Origin of the sequence: Miniphocaeibacter halophilus (genome assembly GCF_016458825.1) — a bacterium.
Taxonomy (GTDB): Bacteria; Bacillota; Clostridia; order Tissierellales; family Peptoniphilaceae; genus Miniphocaeibacter; species Miniphocaeibacter halophilus.
Map to the genome: position 1 here is coordinate 490,491 of NZ_CP066744.1, position 19,191 is coordinate 509,681.

Annotated in this window: 24 protein-coding genes; 5 read left to right on the top strand and 19 right to left on the bottom strand. The window is 28.9% G+C overall.

Features of this window, described 5'->3' with window-relative positions:
• Positions 1-12: 12 nt before the first annotated feature.
• The gene (locus JFY71_RS02345; RefSeq protein ID WP_243661448.1) at positions 13-1,191 is read right to left on the bottom strand and encodes a YgeY family selenium metabolism-linked hydrolase; all 1,179 of its coding nucleotides are present in this window, start codon (positions 1,189-1,191) and stop codon (positions 13-15) included.
• Positions 1,192-1,403: 212 nt separating this feature from the next.
• On the opposite strand from JFY71_RS02345, the gene JFY71_RS02350 reads away from it, so the two are divergent.
• Both JFY71_RS02350 and JFY71_RS02355 read left to right on the top strand, forming a co-directional pair.
• On the top strand, positions 1,404-2,102 hold the full coding sequence (locus JFY71_RS02350; RefSeq protein WP_243661449.1) for a GntR family transcriptional regulator: 699 nt from the start codon (positions 1,404-1,406) through the stop codon (positions 2,100-2,102).
• Between the two features lie 353 nt (positions 2,103-2,455).
• Entirely contained in the window at positions 2,456-3,757 is a 1,302-nt protein-coding gene (locus JFY71_RS02355) for an ISL3 family transposase (RefSeq protein ID WP_243660471.1), read from the top strand.
• Between the two features lie 117 nt (positions 3,758-3,874).
• On the opposite strand, the gene JFY71_RS02360 is transcribed toward JFY71_RS02355, so the two are convergent.
• Genes JFY71_RS02360 through JFY71_RS02395 form a run of 8 tightly spaced genes read right to left on the bottom strand, consistent with a single transcriptional unit; the run spans position 3,875 to position 11,876 of the window.
• A complete protein-coding gene (locus JFY71_RS02360) occupies positions 3,875-4,519 on the bottom strand; it encodes an L-fuculose-phosphate aldolase (protein ID WP_243661450.1) in 645 nt (214 codons plus the stop codon).
• Between the two features lie 44 nt (positions 4,520-4,563).
• The gene (locus JFY71_RS02365; RefSeq protein ID WP_243661451.1) at positions 4,564-5,679 is read right to left on the bottom strand and encodes an ABC transporter substrate-binding protein; all 1,116 of its coding nucleotides are present in this window, start codon (positions 5,677-5,679) and stop codon (positions 4,564-4,566) included.
• 27 nt (positions 5,680-5,706) lie between these two features.
• Positions 5,707-6,684, bottom strand: coding sequence for an ABC transporter permease (locus JFY71_RS02370; RefSeq protein WP_243661452.1), 978 nt, complete (start codon positions 6,682-6,684; stop codon positions 5,707-5,709).
• The gene (locus tag JFY71_RS02375) at positions 6,685-8,184 is read right to left on the bottom strand and encodes a sugar ABC transporter ATP-binding protein (protein WP_243661453.1); all 1,500 of its coding nucleotides are present in this window, start codon (positions 8,182-8,184) and stop codon (positions 6,685-6,687) included.
• A 10-nt stretch (positions 8,185-8,194) separates the two neighbouring features.
• Entirely contained in the window at positions 8,195-8,623 is a 429-nt protein-coding gene (locus JFY71_RS02380; RefSeq protein WP_243661454.1) for an RbsD/FucU family protein, read from the bottom strand.
• A 9-nt stretch (positions 8,624-8,632) separates the two neighbouring features.
• Entirely contained in the window at positions 8,633-10,213 is a 1,581-nt protein-coding gene (locus JFY71_RS02385) for an L-fucose isomerase (protein WP_243661455.1), read from the bottom strand.
• On the bottom strand, positions 10,122-10,415 hold the full coding sequence (locus JFY71_RS02390) for a hypothetical protein (protein ID WP_243661456.1): 294 nt from the start codon (positions 10,413-10,415) through the stop codon (positions 10,122-10,124). The genes JFY71_RS02385 and JFY71_RS02390 overlap by 92 nt, the downstream gene beginning before the upstream one ends.
• 21 nt (positions 10,416-10,436) lie before the next feature.
• The gene (locus JFY71_RS02395) at positions 10,437-11,876 is read right to left on the bottom strand and encodes a rhamnulokinase (RefSeq protein WP_243661457.1); all 1,440 of its coding nucleotides are present in this window, start codon (positions 11,874-11,876) and stop codon (positions 10,437-10,439) included.
• Between the two features lie 135 nt (positions 11,877-12,011).
• On the opposite strand from JFY71_RS02395, the gene JFY71_RS02400 reads away from it, so the two are divergent.
• A complete protein-coding gene (locus tag JFY71_RS02400) occupies positions 12,012-12,767 on the top strand; it encodes a DeoR/GlpR family DNA-binding transcription regulator (protein WP_243661458.1) in 756 nt (251 codons plus the stop codon).
• A 49-nt stretch (positions 12,768-12,816) separates the two neighbouring features.
• Here JFY71_RS02400 and JFY71_RS02405 read toward each other — a convergent pair whose 3' ends face one another.
• The gene (locus JFY71_RS02405) at positions 12,817-13,500 is read right to left on the bottom strand and encodes a class A sortase (protein WP_243661459.1); all 684 of its coding nucleotides are present in this window, start codon (positions 13,498-13,500) and stop codon (positions 12,817-12,819) included.
• Positions 13,501-13,713: 213 nt separating this feature from the next.
• Between JFY71_RS02405 and JFY71_RS02410 the strand changes: the two genes are divergently transcribed.
• Positions 13,714-14,055, top strand: a complete 342-nt coding sequence (locus tag JFY71_RS02410) for a cytoplasmic protein (RefSeq protein WP_243661460.1) — start codon at positions 13,714-13,716, stop codon at positions 14,053-14,055.
• Positions 14,056-14,255: 200 nt separating this feature from the next.
• Positions 14,256-15,623 (top strand): MATE family efflux transporter, encoded by a 1,368-nt coding sequence (locus JFY71_RS02415; protein WP_243661461.1) that lies wholly within the window; start codon positions 14,256-14,258, stop codon positions 15,621-15,623.
• An 8-nt stretch (positions 15,624-15,631) separates the two neighbouring features.
• Here JFY71_RS02415 and JFY71_RS02420 read toward each other — a convergent pair whose 3' ends face one another.
• The 9 genes from JFY71_RS02420 to JFY71_RS02460 all read right to left on the bottom strand — a co-directional run bounded on the left by JFY71_RS02420 (position 15,632) and on the right by JFY71_RS02460 (position 19,113).
• Positions 15,632-15,967 (bottom strand): NUDIX domain-containing protein, encoded by a 336-nt coding sequence (locus JFY71_RS02420; protein ID WP_263457759.1) that lies wholly within the window; start codon positions 15,965-15,967, stop codon positions 15,632-15,634.
• Between the two features lie 68 nt (positions 15,968-16,035).
• Positions 16,036-16,212, bottom strand: coding sequence for a hypothetical protein (locus JFY71_RS02425; protein WP_243661462.1), 177 nt, complete (start codon positions 16,210-16,212; stop codon positions 16,036-16,038).
• Complete coding sequence (locus JFY71_RS02430) at positions 16,209-16,511, bottom strand: DNA alkylation repair protein (RefSeq protein ID WP_338041877.1); 303 nt, start codon at positions 16,509-16,511, stop codon at positions 16,209-16,211. The genes JFY71_RS02425 and JFY71_RS02430 overlap by 4 nt, the downstream gene beginning before the upstream one ends.
• A gap of 15 nt (positions 16,512-16,526) precedes the next feature.
• Positions 16,527-16,793, bottom strand: coding sequence for a hypothetical protein (locus tag JFY71_RS02435; RefSeq protein WP_243661463.1), 267 nt, complete (start codon positions 16,791-16,793; stop codon positions 16,527-16,529).
• Positions 16,794-16,904: 111 nt separating this feature from the next.
• Complete coding sequence (locus JFY71_RS02440) at positions 16,905-17,369, bottom strand: HD domain-containing protein (protein WP_243661464.1); 465 nt, start codon at positions 17,367-17,369, stop codon at positions 16,905-16,907.
• Positions 17,366-17,857 (bottom strand): HD domain-containing protein, encoded by a 492-nt coding sequence (locus tag JFY71_RS02445; protein WP_243661465.1) that lies wholly within the window; start codon positions 17,855-17,857, stop codon positions 17,366-17,368. Before JFY71_RS02445 ends, JFY71_RS02440 begins: the two co-directional genes overlap by 4 nt.
• Before the next feature lie 29 nt (positions 17,858-17,886).
• The gene (locus JFY71_RS02450; protein ID WP_243661466.1) at positions 17,887-18,411 is read right to left on the bottom strand and encodes a hypothetical protein; all 525 of its coding nucleotides are present in this window, start codon (positions 18,409-18,411) and stop codon (positions 17,887-17,889) included.
• Positions 18,412-18,431: 20 nt separating this feature from the next.
• Positions 18,432-18,896 (bottom strand): hypothetical protein, encoded by a 465-nt coding sequence (locus JFY71_RS02455; RefSeq protein WP_243661467.1) that lies wholly within the window; start codon positions 18,894-18,896, stop codon positions 18,432-18,434.
• Positions 18,865-19,113 carry a hypothetical protein gene (locus JFY71_RS02460; RefSeq protein ID WP_243661468.1) on the bottom strand — a complete coding sequence of 83 codons (249 nt, stop codon included), beginning with the start codon at positions 19,111-19,113 and terminating at the stop codon, positions 18,865-18,867. Before JFY71_RS02460 ends, JFY71_RS02455 begins: the two co-directional genes overlap by 32 nt.
• Between the last annotated feature and the right edge of the window lie 78 nt (positions 19,114-19,191).

A 19,191-nucleotide genomic window follows, 5' to 3' on the forward strand; every position in this document is an offset into this window, starting at 1 on the left:
TTTATTCCTTTTTTATTTATATATTTCTTTTAAAATATTAAAATATCCATTAAGGGCCTTATCCAATTGATCCACTTCTATATATTCATCATCTGTATGAGCAATATTTTCATGGGATGGGCCAAAGCCAATTGTTATAATTCCCTTTTCTCCTGCATAATGACTACCGTTAGTACAGAAAGAATAATTTGTAATTTCTGGATCTAAACCACTATTTAATAAGCCCTCATAAGCCTTTTTAATTAATAACTCATCTTTATTATAGATCCAACCAGGGAAAAAACGACTACTAGATATTTTTTCACCAGTATAACAAGTTTTTTCTTCTTCGGCTATTGAAACCCTTGCCTCTATACCTTTTTCTTCTTTAAATTTAGCAACAATCTCCTCTATTGGTTTTAATACAGATTCAACTGTCTCTCCTACTAATAATCTTCTATCATAAGTGGCTCTACAGTAATCCGGAATAACAGATGAGCCAGGATAAGGTTTTGAAATAATATCCGTTAGTACCAATATTCCCTCTCCTAGATCTTCCTGGAATGGCGGTTGTAGTTTATCAATTTCCTGTATTAGTTCAGACATTAATAAAGCTGCATTTATACCTTTTTCCGGATTAGCAGAATGGGCAGAAGTTCCAAATGTTTCTACAACTATTTCAGCTCTACCCCTTTGACCTATTTTAAGATTTAGTTCTGAGGCTTCTCCTATTATTACAAAATCCGGATTAATTATATCACTAACAGATCTTGGAGCTACACCTTCAAATATTTCTTCAAATACTGAACCGGAAACATAGATTTTTCCTGAAAAATCTTTCTTGGTTTCCTCAGCAAATCTTGCTACTGCTACAGCCATTGAGCTTAAAGCTCCCTTCATATCTGAAGCTCCTCGACCATAAATTTTTCCATCATCTTCTATAGCATCAAATGGAGGATAGGTCCATTTACTTTCATCTACTTGTACTGTGTCAATATGGCCATCAAATAAGGTAATAAGATTATTTCCGTCATTTCTTTTTCCTTGAATTCCACCAATACAAGAACCATATTTATCGACTATTATTTCATCAAATCCATTATTCTTAAAAAATTGTTTTAAAACATCAACAGCTTCTTTTTCATTGCCTGAATACGATTGCTTAGAAATTAAACCTTTGGTTAAATCTAAATTTTTTTTAAACCAATTCAATATTATTTCCTCCTTTTGTAATATGCGATATATCGCATATATCTTTGCCTATAGTATATATTATTCCGATTTTACCGTCAATTTTTTAACTATTCTATTTAAAGTATAACGGTCTTTGATTTTAAATTTTACTATACTTTTCTTAATATATGATAAAATATAGAAAATAAACTACGATAATAAATTATCATTATATATATAAGGAGAAAATAATGCCATTACCTAATAGAGAGAATATAGTACCAAAAAAAAGTACAAAGGATATAGTATACAGTGAAATGTTGGATTTAATTGTAAAAGGAACACTTAAACCCGGAGAAAAACTTAATGAAGCCGAATTGACAGACTATTTTGGAGTAAGTAGAACTCCAATTAGAGAAGCAATTCAACTTTTAAAAGAAGTAAAATTAGTTCAAATAATTCCAGGACAATCTACTATAGTTGAAACTATAAATTTAAAGGATATGGATAATTGTTACCTAGTACTTACTAATTTACAAGTTTTTGCCATTGAACAAGCTTTTCCTAATATAACAGAAGAAGACATAGAATATTTAAATATATTATTGGATAATTTTAATATAGCTTCTAGGAAAAACTCTTTACAAGATGTAGTAAAATTAGACAATGATTTTCATGATTATTTGGTTAATCTATCAAACAATTCCTATTTAATAGACATAATTAATATGCTACAACTACATGTTACCAGATTGAAATATTTGTATTTTGATGATGAGGACATGAGAAAATTTTCTATTAACGAGCATAAAAAGATTTTAGAATTTATCTCTGAAAAAAATATAGAAAAAACAAAGGACATTATGTATAATCACTGGGAAAGAGTTAGAAAATCCAGTTTGAAGATTGCTGACAATAAGTTAAATTCTAAAGAAAATAAAAATAATTAAATATTTTACTTTCAAACAAATTTAAGTTTTCCCGCAATAATAAAAGAAATTTGAAATACCAATCTTTTAATATGTAAATATATTTTTCGCATTTATAAAACATATATATTCATACAGAAATAGGAGAACTAAAGTAAAGTAAAATTAATTACATGAATTTGTCGCCTACGTGAAAATTTTTAACAATTTAAAACAAAGTTTATAAAAATACAAAAAAAGAGGTTCTATAATTTATGGTGTTGGTGAAGAAAAATGAAAATCTTCTCCAGCACCATTTTTTTATAAAAAAAGAGACATAACAACCATTTTTCCGATACAATAAATTCACTACAAAATACCAATCGGAGGTCATTATGTCTACAAGTAATTATATCTTAGATTTCTTAGGAATAAAAGATAAGAATATTAAATTTATTAAATTCAGCAATAACATGAGAAAGAACAATGTAACATATAAAGTTATAGACGCTAAACTTTCTTATACTCCTAATGTTTGTCCAATTTGTGGAAATATGGACAAGAATGCAATTATTAAGCACGGAAATAAAATATCAAATATTAAACTTCTTCCACTAAATGGAGATCCTACTATTTTAAAATTAAGAAAACAAAGATTTTTTTGTAAAGAATGTTCTCATACTTTTACAGCAAAAACCAATATTGTAGAGAAAAATTGTTTTATTTCAAATAGGGTAAAATTACATATAACTGAAAATCTAACTATGAAAATAAGTCAAAAGGATATTGCTAGGTTAAATTACGTATCTTCTAATACTGTTAGTCGTTCTTTAGAGGCTAATTATAAGGCTTTTAGAGTTAACAAGTCATATCTGCCTGAAACTTTGTGTTTTGATGAATTCAAATCCACTAAAGATGCTAAGGGCAGTATGAGCTTTATCTTTTGTAATGGTGATAGGAAGAATTTTAATATTATAGATATTGTTGAAAATCGTACTCTCCCTTATTTAACTAAATATTTTAGAAAGTTTACCTATAAAGCAAGAGCAAATGTGAAATATATTTGTATAGATATATATAAACCTTATATGTCATTAATTAAGGATGTTTTTCCTAATGCTCAAATAGTTTTAGATAAGTTTCATATTGTAAATCTTATTGGCAGGGCTTTGTTAAAAACAAGGATTGAAATAATGAAAAACTTTAGTACTTCCTCTATTGAATATAAAAGACTAAAAAGATATTGGAAGCTAATTCAAAAGGATTCTTCTAAACTTGATATAATCCACTTTAGTAAATGGACACATTTTAATAAGTGGAAAAGCACATCTGATGTAGTAAATGAAACTATAGCCGTTGATGATAATTTAAAGAAAACATATGAGGTTTATCAAATTCTTTTATCTGATATTAGATGTGAAAATTCTAAAAGATTAAGGGAACATTTAACTTTATTTAAGGATACAGTAAGTGAACAAATGGAAGTAGCTATAAACACCTTGTTAAAATATTTTGAATATGTGAAAAACACTTTAAGTACGAACATTACAAATGGACCCTTGGAAGGTACTAATAATCTTATTAAAAGTATAAAAAGAATAGTTTTTGGATATAGGTCATTTTATAATTTTAGAAATAGAGTTTTTATAATTAAAAATTTAATGAAGCCAATAAAGAATTATCAGGCAACTATATAGCTGCCTGATATAAAAGTAGTTTGTTATTTTATTGTATACCAACACCATTTGACAAAGAACCAATAGAACTTGTAGTTTCTATTTAGAAAAAGTTTAAAATCATTATTAATAATATTTTTATTTTCTTTGACCATATGTTTTAAACTTTATAGCCATTTTATTCATTTCTTCATCATCTAGGACAACAGGTTCCCCAATACTTTTTGCTCTATAGAAAACCTCTGCACAGTATTCAACTTCTTCTATAATATTGAAAGCATTTAAAAGATCTTTTGCTCCTGCAATAATTCCATGATTTGCTAATAAGGCAGCTTTTCTATCCTTCATAGCTTCATAAGCATTTTGTGCCAATTCCTCCGAACCAAATGTTGCATATTCAGCACATCTAACATTTTTTCCTGCTACAGCTATCATATAATGTGTTGCCGGCAATTCCCATCTTAAACATGCAATAACTGCTGAAAAAGTTGTATGGGCATGAATAATTGCATCAATATCGTCCCTTTTATCATAAAATATCTTATGCATAGACCATTCACTAGATGGTACTCTGTTGCCTTCTATGACCTTTCCTTCTTTATTCATGATAACAATATCTTCAGGTTGTATATCAAAAAAATCTATTCCTGAAGGTGTAATAGCCATTAGTTCCTTTTCTCTATCATATATGCTGAGATTGCCTCCAGTTCCTTTTGTTAAATTATTTTCTACTAATTTTTTTCCATATTTAATTAACTCATAACGAGCTTCTTCCATTAACATTCTAATCCTCCCATTTTATAAAAGGACCTATAGGTCCTTTTATTTTATTCATATAACAATGGAGTTATTTCTTCAGAATCTACATTAGTTGAATCATACCAAACGGCACCGGTATCAACATCTTCTACTTTTTCACCTTTAGCTGCTTTTACTGCTAATTCAACTGCTTTATATCCTATTTGAATAGGGTCTTGTGTAACTGATCCTATAAATTTATTATTTTTAATAGCATCTATCTGTATAGCTCCTGAATCAAATCCTACAGCACATATTTGATCTTCTTCTTTTCCTATTACGCCACCAACTGCATTATCTGCATTTATTACCGCTTTAGCTCCATATTCATTTGAACCAAATATTCCTATTAAATCTTCTTTGTTTAATAGAGTTTGAGCTTGAGTTTGTCCATCTGCATCTGTTATTTGAGCAGGAACTCTAAGTTCAATAATAACTACTGCTTCCGCTTCATTACCTTCATTGAATTTATCGTTCCCTATTACAGCAACTTTATCTCCAACATTTTCTAATCCCATAGCTAATTCTTTCATTTTTTCTATATACCCAGATGTTCTATCTGAAATTGATTGTGAGTTAACTTCTTGAGAGACAACACCTAATCTTACCGGTTTATCTGATGTTGCTGCTTCCAATTTTGTTTTAATAACCTCAAACTGTTTTTCTGCTGCCATAGCTGCCGCTACCTTATTGTCTGTTGCAGCAGTTGCTACTACTGCTCCCTCCGGTGCACCTGGAACTCCTGAATCAAATCCGACTATTGGTATTCCTTTGTCTTTTGCTTGTGCTAATAAATCAATTTGCGAAGTGGTATCCAATGAAGCTAATGCTATTGCTGCTGGATTCAAATTAATTGAATTACTTAACATAGAAACTTGTTCTTGAATAGCCGTTTCATTTTGTGGACCATTAAAACTAATAGTTACTCCTAAATCTTTAGCTGCGTTTTCTGCCCCTGTATTTACGGATTTCCAAAATTGATGTTGAAAACCCTTTGCAACTACTTCAATATGCATATCGTCACTATTCTTTGCTGTGGTGTTTTCTCCACCTGTTGTTGCTGTATTATCTTTACCATTCCCACACGCTGTTAATAATAATACTGAAAATATTAACCCAACTGCTAAAATTTTTTTAGTTTTCATGTTTGTCTCCTTTTTTATTTTTTCAACCTATTGGTTGTTTTTTCTCCTCTTGTATATATCTAAATAAACAGCTAGCAATATAACAAATCCGGTAATAAAAGTTTGATAATGTGGTTGGAATCCTATAAAAGGTAAACCAACTTTTAATATTGTCATTATAAATAAACCTATTATAGTTCCTACTATACTTGCTGAACCACCAGCTAAAGATGTACCTCCAATTACAGCTGCTGCTATGGCCTCAAATTCAAACCCTCCACCATTTCCTGGCATTACTGTTGTATAAGTAGCTACATATGCTATAGCTCCTAATCCTACAAAAAAACCACATAAAACATACGCTAAAAATTCATACTTTACAACATTTATACCTGATAATCTTGCCGCTTCCTTATTACTTCCAATTGCTAGTATATATCTACCAAATTTAGTTTTTCTCAATATAATAGCCATAAATAAAGCTATTGTTAACATTACAATTATTCCTACTGGAAAACCACTATCTAATTTAAAGATGGATTTATACCACCCGCCTTCCGCTCCTCTTAATGGATAATTTATGGTTTGAACGTTTGTGACTATTGAACCTAATCCTGTTGTAATCATTTGAGTTACTAATGTAGCTACAAATGATGAAATATGTAGTTTGGTAATTAAAAATCCATTAAATGCACCAAAAAATGTTGCAATTGCTAAAATCATTAATAAACAAATTATCATTGGTAAATTATATTTTTGTGTGATGTATCCAGCTATAAGTGCTGAACATATCATTGATGTTCCCATAGATAAATCAAAACCACCAGTTGCGATTGCAAATGTAACACCTATAGCTAGAAAACCTAAATAATATGATGAATCAAATATACTAGCTGTAGTAGTAGATGATCTAAAAGGAACACTTTTTATGTAAAAAAACAAATAAATAGCGATTAATGCAATAGTTGCAACTAACCTTTGAGATTTTAAAACTTCCTTAATCTCAATTTTGTCTTTCTTCTTCATCTATTCTTCTCCTTCTCTCAATGTTGCATATTTTAATATTTTCTCTTGTGTTGCTTCCTCTATTGAAAGTTCCTTTGTCTTTCTTCCTTCACACATAACAAGAATTCTGTCACTCATTCTCAATATCTCAGGCATTTCAGAAGATATCATAATTATTGATTTACCTTTATTTACAAGTTCATTCATTAATGAGTAAATTTCACTCTTTGCACCAACATCTATTCCTTTAGTTGGTTCATCAAATATTAAAATATCACTTTCTCTTTCTAGCCACTTTGCTATAACTACTTTTTGTTGGTTTCCACCGGAAAGAGTCTTTACTGGTTGCTTTATATCACCAAATTTTATTGAAAGATCCTCTTTGTATTTTATAGTAGCCCTATCTATTTTAGAATCATCAATTAAGGGACCATTCATAAAATTATCATAACTACACATTGCCACATTATTAGATACATCGAAGTCTGTTATTAAACCATATCTTCTTCTATCTTCTGACAAATATCCTATACCTTCTTTTACAGCATCTGTGGTGTTTTTTATTTGTTTTTCTTCTCCATTAATAATAATGTTCCCTGTTTTTTTATCCGCTCCAAAAATGGCTCTAGCCAGCTCTGTCCTCCCAGACCCCATTAGTCCAGAAATACCTAAAATTTCTCCTTTAAATAATTTAAAACTAACATTTTTTACATGCTTTCCTACATTTAAATTCTTAACTTCTAAAACAACCGGCGCATCTTTTTTTACATTACTCTCACTTTTAGGATCTTCATAAATAACTCTACCTACCATCATATTTATTAACTCATCTTTAGATGTTTCCTTAGTATTTACAGTACCTACATATTCTCCATCTCTCATAACAGTAACTCTATCGGTTATCCTGTTTATTTCATCCATCCTATGAGAAATATATATTATACCTATCCCACTATCTCTTAAATGTCCAATTATTTTGAAAAGTTCAATAATTTCAGATTCACTTAATGCCGTAGTAGGTTCATCAAAAATGATTACTTTTGCATTACTGCTAATAGCTTTAACTATTTCTACCATTTGTTGTTTTCCAACACTTATATCTCCTACTTTACTTTTAGGATCTATAGTAACACCTAGTAAATTTATAAGTTCCTTTGCCTTTTGATTTAATTCCTTATCTTTAATAAAAATTCCATTAGTAGTTTCTCTACCAATAAAAATATTCTCTGCAACTGTTAAATCATTCATCATATTTAACTCTTGATGAACAATAGCTATTCCATCATCTTGAGATTCTCTAGGATTATTATATTCTACTTCCTTATTATTAAAGATAATACTTCCTGAATCCTTAGAATATATACCTGTTAATATTTTCATTAACGTGGATTTACCAGCTCCATTTTCTCCCATAAGAGCGTGGACTTCGCCTTTTCTTAAATCAAAATCAACATTTTTAAGTGCTGTAACTTTGCCAAATGATTTGGAAATTCCTTTCATCTCCAATAGAATACTATACATTGCTTTCTCCTTATTTAACAACACCCTTTTTAAGAATTATATTTGCATATAATGCCTCTTCACCTGTTGCTATTACAGCATAACTTGACCTAGCTCTTTCATAAAATTCAAATCTTTCTATATATCCAATAGAATGTTTTTCACCTGAATCTTTTAAAATAGTTTTGTAATTTTCCCAAATTTCCGGTCTATAATTATCACCTTCAACCACTTTCATTAAAAACACTTGTTCTTTACTATATTCATAATCTAAGGGAAACAATTTCAATATACTGTTCAATAATTCATCAGCTTTCAAACCATCTGCTCTAACAACATTAGTTGATATAGTAGCAGATGGAAAATTTCCATCTGCTATAACTATCTCATCTCCATGACCCATCTCCATTAAAGTTTTCACTAATTTCGGAGATAAATTTTTAGGAATATTTTTTAGCATAATATCTCCTTATTTATATATTGGTCCATAATATTCACAAGCTCTAAAGTCGGAAGCTTCTAAATCCTTTGTCCCAAATCCATTAAAGGAATGTGGTCTAAATATTTTTTCATCTGGAACATTATGCATAACTACAGGTATTCTTAACATACTTGCTAAAGTAATTAAATCAGCACCTACATGTCCATATACTGATGCACAATGGTTTGCTCCCCACTTAGCCATTACATCATAAACCGTTTCAAAGCCCTTAGTTCCAATTCTTGGTGCAAACCAAGTTGTTGGCCAAGTTCTATCTGTTCTTTCGTCTAATATTTTATGAATTTCTTCATCTATTACACAAGTATATCCTTCTGCAATTTGCAATGTTGGACCTACTCCATCAATAATATTAACTCTTATTATGGTAAGTGGCATTTCTGCACCGGTTTTAAAATGAGATGAAAAACCGCCACCTCTAAAATATTCATAATTGGCCCTATCCCAACTTGTAGCTTCTAAACAAGCTTTTATGTCCTCTTCTGTCATATTCCAGAACTCTTTCATTACACCATTACCATTTTCGTCTTTAGCTGCTCCTGTGCCATCTAGTGCCGTTGCACCGGAATTTATTAGATGGATAATTCCATTTTTAGCTTTTCCTTCCAGTTCTTTACCGGTAACTCTTTTTACAGCTTCTGGTGACCAATAGGTTCTAACATCTGAGAATAAAGGTGCTTTATTTGTTATAAGAGTTCCTAATAACATAGATACTCCATTTAAAGTATCATTTTCAGTTGCAAATGCCATAGGTTTTCTTGCACCATTCCAATCAAAAGTAGATGCCATTATAGCTTCTGTAAAATCACCATTTGGTAACCAGTCAGTCCATTGTCTTTGTCCTTGGAATCCTCCTGCTATACCATTTCTTCCTAATGCTTCTTCATGCCATCCTAATTCATTTAATTTTGGATTTCCTTCAATAATATCTCGCACAATTATTGCATGTTTAGCAATAAATTCCCAATCTTTGTCAGGATCTACAACCTTGGATTTTTTTATAATATCAGGAAAATCTTTCCCCTTATTAATATCTTGTCCTTCTGTACAATTGTTTTTTATCCATGCATATGCTTTTTCATATTCATCTTTATCATATATTTCAAGTTTCATTCTTCTTAATATTTCGGTCATGTCTACCCATTCAGTTCTCATTCCTAAATATTTTTGGAAGAATTCTGCATTAGCATCTGAGCCTGCTATACCCATACATATTGAGCCTATATTTACATAAGCTTTGTCCTTCATTTGTCCTACTGCAATTGCTGCTTTTGCGAATTTAAATATTTTTTCTTTTACATCTTCAGGTATTGTTGTATCATCTAAATCCTGAACATGTTCTCCATATATTGAAAATGCCGGTAATCCTCTTTGAGCATAAGCTGCCATAACAGCTGCCAAGTAAACCGCTCCCGGTCTTTCTGTACCATTAAAACCCCATACTGCTTTAATTGTATTATTATCTAAATCCATTGTTTCCGTTCCATAACACCAGCAAGGAGTTACTGTTAATGTTGCTATTACATTTTCTGTTGCAAATTTTTTCTGCACATTTGCCGGCTTCTGCTCCACCACCAATAGTAGAATCGGCAATAACGCATTTTACAGCTGTTCCATCAGCATATTTTATATTATCTTCTATTAATTTTTTTGCATTTTTAGCCATATTCATCGTCTGAATTTCAAGACTTTCTCTTACTCCGCCCCATCTTCCGTCAATTACCGGTCTTATTCCTATTTTTGGATAATTCATCTTTCCCTCCTATTTATTTGGTTATTTATTTTGTTTTATCCAGTCCTCACAATTTTTGGGTAAATATTCTTTTACCTTGTAAGTATTTTTTATAATTTTATCTACATCTATTTTTTTACCTTCAACTACTGACAACTGTGCTAAAATATTGCCTATTGCAGTAGCTTCATAAGGCCCTGCTAAAACCTTTTTATTTAATCCATCTGCTATCATTTGACATAAAAACTCAGCCTTAGCTCCTCCACCAATAATGTGAATACCTTTAAAACTATATCCTATTATTTTTTCAATTTCATTTATTATTTCCTTATATTTAAAAACTAAACTTTCATAAATTACTCTAAAATATTTGCGTTTATCATCTAATAATTCTTGCTTTGTATTTATCAAGTATTTTTCCATAGATTCAATTATAGATATTTCTTCGTTTGCAAAATCTACATAATCAGTATCTATATAAGCTTCAAATGGTTTAGTCTTTGTTACAAAATCAGTTATATACGAATAGTTAAAATCAATTTTATAAATATTTTTTAATTCTTTTCTTAATCTTTCAATTAAATAAAGACCCGTTATATTTTTAAAAAACATATTCTTTGAATCAAAGCCAATTTCATTTGTCAATTCAGATTTAAACACTTCCTTGTTTATTATTGCCTCTTCTGTACAACAACCTATTAGTGACCAAGTACCACTGGACAAAAAAGCATATTCTCTGTCATTATAAGCTTTAGTTAAATATACTGCACTGGCTGTATCGTGTGATGCAACTGAAATTACATCTACATTTGTTTCCTTTAATCTTTCATCTAAGGAGCTATTTGTTTTTCCAATTATAGACTTGTTTTTTATGATTTGAGGAAATATGTTTTCATTTATTGAAAATTTTTTTAGCATCTCGAGATTCCATTTCTTCTCCTTTATATTTAACATTTGAGTTGTAGATGCTATTGTTAATTCAGAACAAATTTCTGAAGTTAATATGTAATTTATTAAATCCGGTAAAAACAATATTTTATCGATGGTTTTGTACTTATTGGGATTTAATTTTCTATATGTTAATAATTGAAATAAAGAGTTCATACCCATTATTTGATTTCCTGTTTCTAAAAAGATTTCTTCTTTAGACATATATTTTTCCGCATATTTTATTCCTAGGCTGTTTTTTATATCTCTATAGGAAACCGGATTTTCTATAAGCTTACCCTCTTTATTAATCAGTCCAAAATCTACTCCCCAGGTATCAATTCCTACGCTGGAAATCTCTTTACTATGATTTAAAATCATTCCAATTATGTTATTAACTATTTTATCCCATTGCCAACGTTTTCTTCCTTCATAATCTACTATTTCATGTGTGAACCTATCAACAGTTTCAGTTTTTAATTTCCCATCTTGGATGTATCCTATAACTCCCCTAATTGATGTTGCACCCATATCAATAGCAAGAACTTTTTTCATTACATCACCAACTTTCTTGTTATAATTATAACATCATTTTGTTGTTTTTACTCTTTTGAAGGATATTATGATAATATATACATATAGTTACATAAAACCAGTCATAAATCTTCAAATTTATTCAAAGGAGGCCATATGATACCGGAAGAAAGAATTCATCAAATAAAAAATATATTATATGAGAAAAAAAATATTAGTGTAAAAGAATTATGCAAAATCCTATACTGTAGTCCCTCAACTATTAGAAGAGACCTTTTAGAATTGGAAAAAAATGGATTACTAAGGAGAACCCACGGTGGTGCAACCTTAATAACAAACACGACAACGGAGTTTTCTGCCACTTTAAGAGCCTTGGATAATAAAGAAGCTAAAAAAAGAATTTGTAATTTAGCTTCAAATTTCTTACGAGATGACATATCAATTTTTATTGATTCATCTTCAACTTTATATTTTATAACTGAATATATATCATCTTTTCACAATATAAAAGTTATAACAAACGGTATTAAAATAGCGACTGAGCTACGATATTCAGATAATGTTGAAGTTTTTTTAACTGGAGGGGTAGTAAAAACCAATTCACTTTCAATAGTTAGTGAATATGCTTCTACTTTTGTTAAAGATTTTAATGCAGATCTATGCTTACTTTCTTGTAAATGCTTAGATAATAATGGCTATTATGAAGCCGACTACCAACAGGCTCAAATAAAGAAGAATATGATTAATAATTCAAAATTAAAACTAATGTTGGCAGATTCAACAAAATTCGGCTATAATTCCTATATTAATCTAGCATCCCATAACGATATTGATTATTTAATTACTGAAAAAATAGACCCTAATAAAAGTTTTAACTATGACCAATTAAAAAGTAAATTAATATATAAATAAATGTAAAAACACCAAGTGTACAATTTATAATTACTTGGTGTTTCTAAATTTATTTTCTTATCATTTCTTCTTCCCTATATTCTTTAACACTAACTAAATCTCCAAAGGCAAAAAATCTATTTCCGGTAAATTTTTTCCCTTCATAATAACAATTCATTAAGGAAATTATTGGGTTACCTCTTTTTTCTGATTCTGTATCTTCTATTAAATCTATTTGGTTAGGGTCAACAACTTTTGTGTCGTAAATTTCATATTCATAAATATTGTTTTTATCAGTTATTTTTACTATATCACCAATTTTTATTGATGTTAAGTCTCCAAACAATGTATTATTTTCTGCGTAATGACCGGCTATAGCATAGTTTCCTTTTCCCATAATCTGGTTGTTCTTCATTGTACCTACGCCTGCAAATAACTCATTTTCACTTAAGCCTTTAAATATAGTAAGGTTTAAATCCAAACTTGGAATTACTATTTGTCCTACTATTAGATTTTTATTGATTTCTCCTGGATTGAGTAAAACCTTAGATGGTGAAATTTCACTAATATTCTCAAAATCAAAATCAGCCTTTTCTTCATTGTTGTTTTCAATTTCTTCTACTTTTAACTCTTCAAAATCATTTAAGGTGTTATCAACTTTATTATTTATAAAAAATTTCATAATAGGTGTAATAAAAATAAAAATAATTCCTATTATAATAATTATTAGTCCGAAAATTTTTTTCTTATTCATACTTTCTCCTTGTATAATGAACTTAATCAACAATAATTCATTATTTTATATATAATAAACACAATTTTGTGGATTGGCTCTTTCTTCATTTTTATGTTATTTAATATGATATCAGAACTTCCTAGATTTTTATATAGCATATATTCATATTTGAGTTTTCCCTATAATAAAGGGGTAATATATATTTATAATCTATATAGGAGGAGAAAATAAATGAAAAAAGTAGTATTTTTTGCTTTTCAAGGTGAAGAAATGTGTTTTTTACATTTACTGTTTAATGCAATTGATATGCATAAGAAAGGCATAGACACAAAAATTGTTATTGAGGGAAAATCTACCGCATTGGTAAAAACAATGACGGAAAAAAATAATCCTTTATTTAAGCAGGTTATTGAATTAAACTTAATTGATTCTGTTTGTGAAGCATGTTCAAAACAAATGGGAGTATATGATTTTATTAAAGAAAATACAAATTTAACATTTAATGGAGATTTATTAGGACATCCACCAATGGAACCTTACATCAATTCAGATTATGAAATAATAACTCTATAATTAAAAATCCCTTTTATTTTAATAAGGGATTTTTAATTTTTATTTTATTTTCATATATTGTTTTGTTGACTACACCATTTCAATGTGATAATATTCTATATATTAACTTCCCGCCGGGGATTTTTTTGTGTAGTAGGCCAGTGTTGCACAACACTGGCTTTTTTATTTAGGCAATTTAAAATAATGATTCGGAGGCTTTTATGTACAAAGAAAATTCTTTTAAACTGTTTATTAAATATGCTTTACCGCAGATGTTTGGACTTTTACTAAATTCGGTTTATTTAATAGTTGATGGTATTTTTATTGGTAACCGCTTAGGAAGAGATGCAATGGCTGCTGCTGCTGTATCAGTTCCTGTTGTTGAGTTTTTAATAGCAATATCATTAGCAGTTTCATCTGGAGCTGGAATAATAATATCCAGTTACTTAGGTAAAGATAAAAATGAAGATGCTAATAAAACTTTTAATTTATCTATTTTAGTTTTAGGATTGATTAGTATTATAATTGTGGTTTTTGGAAATGTCTTCATTAACGGAATAGCTAACCTATTAGGTTCTACTCCAGATATTCATGACCAGGCTGTAACATATTTATGGTATATACTAACTTTTTCACCATTTCTATTATTTAGCTTTCTACTTAGTGGACTAGCTAGAAATGACAATAGACCAAAATTAGCAATGATTGCTTTAGTAGTTGGTTCTGTATCAAATATTGTTTTAGACTATGTATTTATGTATCCATTAAATATGGGAATTGCAGGAGCAGCTTTAGCAACTGCTTTAGGACCAATTTTTAGTGTACTTATACTATTACCACATTTTATATCTAAAAAAGGATTCCTATATTTTACAAAACCTATAATTTCACATCTAGTTAGAAAAATAAGAGAAATTGTAAGAATGATTACTTTAGGATTCCCAGCTTTTATAATGGAGTTTACCATTGGTATAGTAACATTTATATATAATTACACAATAATTAAAAATGGTTACGGAGAAATAGGATTAGCAGCTTATTTGGTTATAGGATATTTAAGTTTGATAATTCTTACGGTATTTTTGGGAATTTCTCAAGGACTACAACCTATTTTCAGCTATTTTAACGGAAGAGAAGATTCAAAAAGAAATAAGGACCTTATTAGCTTCTCTATTAAGGCTGTAACAGGAATCGGAATTTTAATATATATACTTGTTGTATTATTTGCGAAACCATTTATAACAATTTTCTCACCAGATGATATAGAGTTAATAAACTTTACCTATGACAAAACCCTATTATATTTTTGGGGATTTGTATTTGCTGGTTTAAATATTTTATTTATTTCCTTTTTCCAATCTGTAAGGGAAACAAAATCAGCACTAATATTGTCCTTATCTAGAGGATTAATAGTACTTCCTATATTTAATTTTATATTTCCTATATTTTTAGGAGCAAATGTAATTTGGTTTGGTCATTCTATTGCAGAAACAGTTACTGCAATATTTGCAATTTTATTTTTTACAAAATATTATAAGAAATATTTTTTATCAGTTAAACTACACAAAAATAAGGGACTTTCTAGTTAGAAAGTCCTTTATTTTATATTTAGATATTTGTTTAATGGAGTTATATCCATAAGGAAAAACTTTTCCTTATTCTCTTGTAACATTCTTTTTACATCCTCAACTCTTTCCCATCTTATATTAATGCTTTCATCGGTTTTTTCCAATAGCTCCCCTTCTGCATAACAGATAAAAACATTTAAAACTATTGAATACAAGCCGGACATATTTTGACATACACAAAAAGGAGTAAAGTTTATAACCCTATTTCCATTTACCTCTGTATAAAAGGATTCATCTTCCCCTAAAATTTTAGTAATTACTAAACCAGTTTCCTCTTTTACTTCACGTCTTAAAGCATCGAATATATTTTCTTAAGCCCTAGCACAAATCTTTGATTTGTAAGCAGGTCTAATGCAAGGATTTCCCAAGAATATCATGATTGGTGAAATCCACTGCTATATTCCCTAATTTTACCTGCGGGAAACTCTAAAAGTCCATTTTGATTATAATACTCCAGCTTTTCTCTTTCCTGAATTAAGATGTGTTTTTCGCCATTTATTTCTTTTTCAATAATAGCCCCAACACAGGGTACTGCAAAGGTCTCTTTCATTTTTCCTCCTGTATAAATTTATTTGCAAGTTTATAAACCTGTATAATCTTTTTATTCTTTAACTTCCATGTTTTTAATTCTTCTTTTATAAGTGTTGGATATTTTTTACTTATATCCCTTATTGCATTACCAAGGGATTTTCTAACATATTCACTTTTATCTTCTTTTAACATAGAAAGTCTTAATATTGCTTCTTTGGGATTTTCTTTAAAATATGGCTTATTAGTCCAAATTCTAAGACCTTCTGTAACAGCTCTTCTTGTATTTGGATTGTTATTTTCAAGCCAGTCATCAATTATAGTTAAGGAGTTTTCTTAGCCAATTCTACTACAATATTCATTAAATGATTTTGCTAGTATTTCCTGTACTCTCCAATTTTCATCTTTTGAAACTTCATCTCTTAAAAAATTCAACTCTTCTTTATTTTTAGATAAATACCCTAGTAGAAACACACTATACATCCTTACTTGATAGATTTCTGATTTATAAGCCCTATATGCAATATTTTTAATTTCCAAATTAGTATATTTATCATAATCTATTTTTGCTTGCTTTTCTATTAGTTTAAATCCATTTTTCACTTAAAAAAGCTCTTGTTCTAAATATTTTATATTATCCATTTTTCTCCTACTTTATTTATAGTATAAAAATACTGCATAGCAACTACTATGCAGTATTTTTTATTTTAGAGGCTAAGCTTTTACTGTTTTTCTTTCCATAGTTTCATAAACTGCAGAAATTTTATCAGCTAAACAAACTATCCAACTTTCCTTAAACAATGGAAATAATGGAACTAATGGGAACATGTGCTTCAGAATAATATCTTCCTCTACTCTATTTAAGTCGAATTCTTTTTTTGCATTTTTCCAAGCTTTTCTTGGATGTCTAAAACCATGCCAACCTTCATGAGCATTTTTATCATGCCAGTCATATAGGAAGTAGTCATGTAAAAGTGCCCCTCTTATTAAGGTTTTATAATCAACATTAGCTTTTAATTTATATGCAATTTTACAACTAATATAAGCTACTTTTAAACTATGCTCATATACAGATGTGTTTCCATGTTGCATAAAATTAACAGTTTCCATAAATCTGGAATCTTCTTTTAATGATTTTATTTCATTAATAATCATTCTTTTATATTCAATATTTTTCATTGTACCTCTTTAATTCTATTAAAAATTGTAAATATTTTTTCCTTTCCTCCTAAAGCAAACTCCTTTGTAGCTGAAAGTGTATCTGCTAGACAAACTATCCAGCTTTCTTTATATTTGGGTGGAGTAATTGTTAAAGGAAACATATGCCTTAATATTATATCTTCCTCAATTTTATTAATTTCATAATCTTTTTTTGCGTTATTTACTGCTGTTTTGCCATGGGTAAAAGCATGAAACCCTTCATGAGTATTATCTTTTCTATTATATAAAAAATAATCATGAAGTAAAGCCCCTCTTATTAAAGATTTGTAATTTACTTTTAACTTATATTTTCTAGCAATAGCAAGACTTAAATAGGCTACCTTTACACTATGTTCAAGTACAGTTGTCCTTCCATGTTGTAACACCTTATCCATTTCAAAGAACCTTGGATTTTCTTTTAGTTTGCTTAACTCTTCTCTTACTAAATCATTATTATTTATTTCCATAGCCTACTTTATTTAAATATTTCCTTTTCTTAAACGTATTTTGAAAATACATCAACATAACGTGAATTAAAAGTTATTGATGTAACTATATTATACCCTATTTTTATAGGTTCTTCACTCCAAATTCCATCTGCATCAAAATGTTTAAACAGTATATAATCCCTCTTTATATCAATAATTTTTCCAATCCAAAATTCTTCATTATATTCATCTTCAATAATTATATTTTGATTTATTTTACTTAAGCTAGAAAATATATTTTCCCAACTATTTAAATCTATTTCCGGAATTATAAGATTCTCTAAGAGACCTTCCTCTTTTATAATAGTACTTGTTAAATCATCTCTTGGTTCTGCTGATTTTATATCCTTAATTCTTCTAATTGAGTATCCATCTAATAAAAAATCTTCTTCCTCTGTTCCTAAAAAGAATTCTTCATTTATTTTTATAGGTATATAGTAATAATAATTATCTTCATATTTTAAATATATCCTTACAATTTCTTTGTTCTTTTCGCAATTTTTTAAGATTTTTAACAAATTATTTCTATTCATGTTTCCTCCAATGTTTTTCATTATACTAGCCAAAAAGTTCCATTAGGCATTCTTTCTATTGTTCCCTTAAATTTTTCTTTAATATTTCCAGTTTTTAATTCCCTTATAACCACTTCCTCATAATAATGATATTTAAGAATAACCTCCTCAGAAGAATTATAAAAATAAGGTTCTTCTATCCATTTAGTAAAATACAAATCCTCATTAGCTCTATAATAAAAACTTTCTGAGTCCTCTATTTCTATAATCTTTTTTTCCGGCCATATAATATCCAAAATACCTCCATCTTGTCTATAAAGTGTAATGGGACTTAGCTGTATTTTCAAATTATAACAATCTCTTATTTCAGACAGAAATAGGACTGTTTCTTTTTCTAATTTATTTTCTTTTGGAAAATATTTCCAAATTTCTATTAATCTATTTGAAAAATCAACTCTTAAAATCCAAAATATTTCACCATCCCATACAGGATTTTCTATATACATTCTCTTGTAGAGAAAAAGGTGCAAATACCTGACCATCTGGAAAATGAATTATTCTTATATTCATTCCTTCAAAATCGTATCCTTCTTTATAAAGATTTTCAACTTCATAAAGATCCACCACTTCCCCCTTAAAATGACTCTGAAAATACCAGTCATTTGTTCCTTCAACTTTTTCTAGGTGTTCTCCTGAAATATTCTTAATTTTTTTGATTTTCATTATTCTCTCCATTATTAATTTAAAAATACCATAAAACTTCCTTTAATAATACTAGTTTTTTATCTTCATATATTTTTA

Excerpts from the sequence above, each read along its gene's own strand:
- JFY71_RS02380 (WP_243661454.1), bottom strand. The coding sequence starts at position 8,623 with ATGCTAAAAAATATTCCTAAAAATTTATCTCCGAAATTAGTGAAAACT.
- JFY71_RS02355 (WP_243660471.1), top strand. The coding sequence starts at position 2,456 with ATGTCTACAAGTAATTATATCTTAGATTTCTTAGGAATAAAAGATAAG.
- JFY71_RS02415 (WP_243661461.1), top strand. The coding sequence starts at position 14,256 with ATGTACAAAGAAAATTCTTTTAAACTGTTTATTAAATATGCTTTACCG.
- JFY71_RS02450 (WP_243661466.1), bottom strand. The coding sequence starts at position 18,411 with ATGAATAGAAATAATTTGTTAAAAATCTTAAAAAATTGCGAAAAGAAC.
- JFY71_RS02460 (WP_243661468.1), bottom strand. The coding sequence starts at position 19,113 with ATGAAAATCAAAAAAATTAAGAATATTTCAGGAGAACACCTAGAAAAA.
- JFY71_RS02440 (WP_243661464.1), bottom strand. The coding sequence starts at position 17,369 with ATGAAAAATATTGAATATAAAAGAATGATTATTAATGAAATAAAATCA.
- JFY71_RS02410 (WP_243661460.1), top strand. The coding sequence starts at position 13,714 with ATGAAAAAAGTAGTATTTTTTGCTTTTCAAGGTGAAGAAATGTGTTTT.
- JFY71_RS02365 (WP_243661451.1), bottom strand. The coding sequence starts at position 5,679 with ATGAAAACTAAAAAAATTTTAGCAGTTGGGTTAATATTTTCAGTATTA.
- JFY71_RS02455 (WP_243661467.1), bottom strand. The coding sequence starts at position 18,896 with ATGTATATAGAAAATCCTGTATGGGATGGTGAAATATTTTGGATTTTA.
- JFY71_RS02390 (WP_243661456.1), bottom strand. The coding sequence starts at position 10,415 with ATGAATTATCCAAAAATAGGAATAAGACCGGTAATTGACGGAAGATGG.
- JFY71_RS02375 (WP_243661453.1), bottom strand. The coding sequence starts at position 8,184 with ATGTATAGTATTCTATTGGAGATGAAAGGAATTTCCAAATCATTTGGC.
- JFY71_RS02405 (WP_243661459.1), bottom strand. The coding sequence starts at position 13,500 with ATGAATAAGAAAAAAATTTTCGGACTAATAATTATTATAATAGGAATT.
- JFY71_RS02350 (WP_243661449.1), top strand. The coding sequence starts at position 1,404 with ATGCCATTACCTAATAGAGAGAATATAGTACCAAAAAAAAGTACAAAG.
- JFY71_RS02400 (WP_243661458.1), top strand. The coding sequence starts at position 12,012 with ATGATACCGGAAGAAAGAATTCATCAAATAAAAAATATATTATATGAG.
- JFY71_RS02370 (WP_243661452.1), bottom strand. The coding sequence starts at position 6,684 with ATGAAGAAGAAAGACAAAATTGAGATTAAGGAAGTTTTAAAATCTCAA.
- JFY71_RS02425 (WP_243661462.1), bottom strand. The coding sequence starts at position 16,212 with ATGAAAGAGACCTTTGCAGTACCCTGTGTTGGGGCTATTATTGAAAAA.
- JFY71_RS02395 (WP_243661457.1), bottom strand. The coding sequence starts at position 11,876 with ATGAAAAAAGTTCTTGCTATTGATATGGGTGCAACATCAATTAGGGGA.
- JFY71_RS02360 (WP_243661450.1), bottom strand. The coding sequence starts at position 4,519 with ATGTTAATGGAAGAAGCTCGTTATGAGTTAATTAAATATGGAAAAAAA.
- JFY71_RS02445 (WP_243661465.1), bottom strand. The coding sequence starts at position 17,857 with ATGGAAATAAATAATAATGATTTAGTAAGAGAAGAGTTAAGCAAACTA.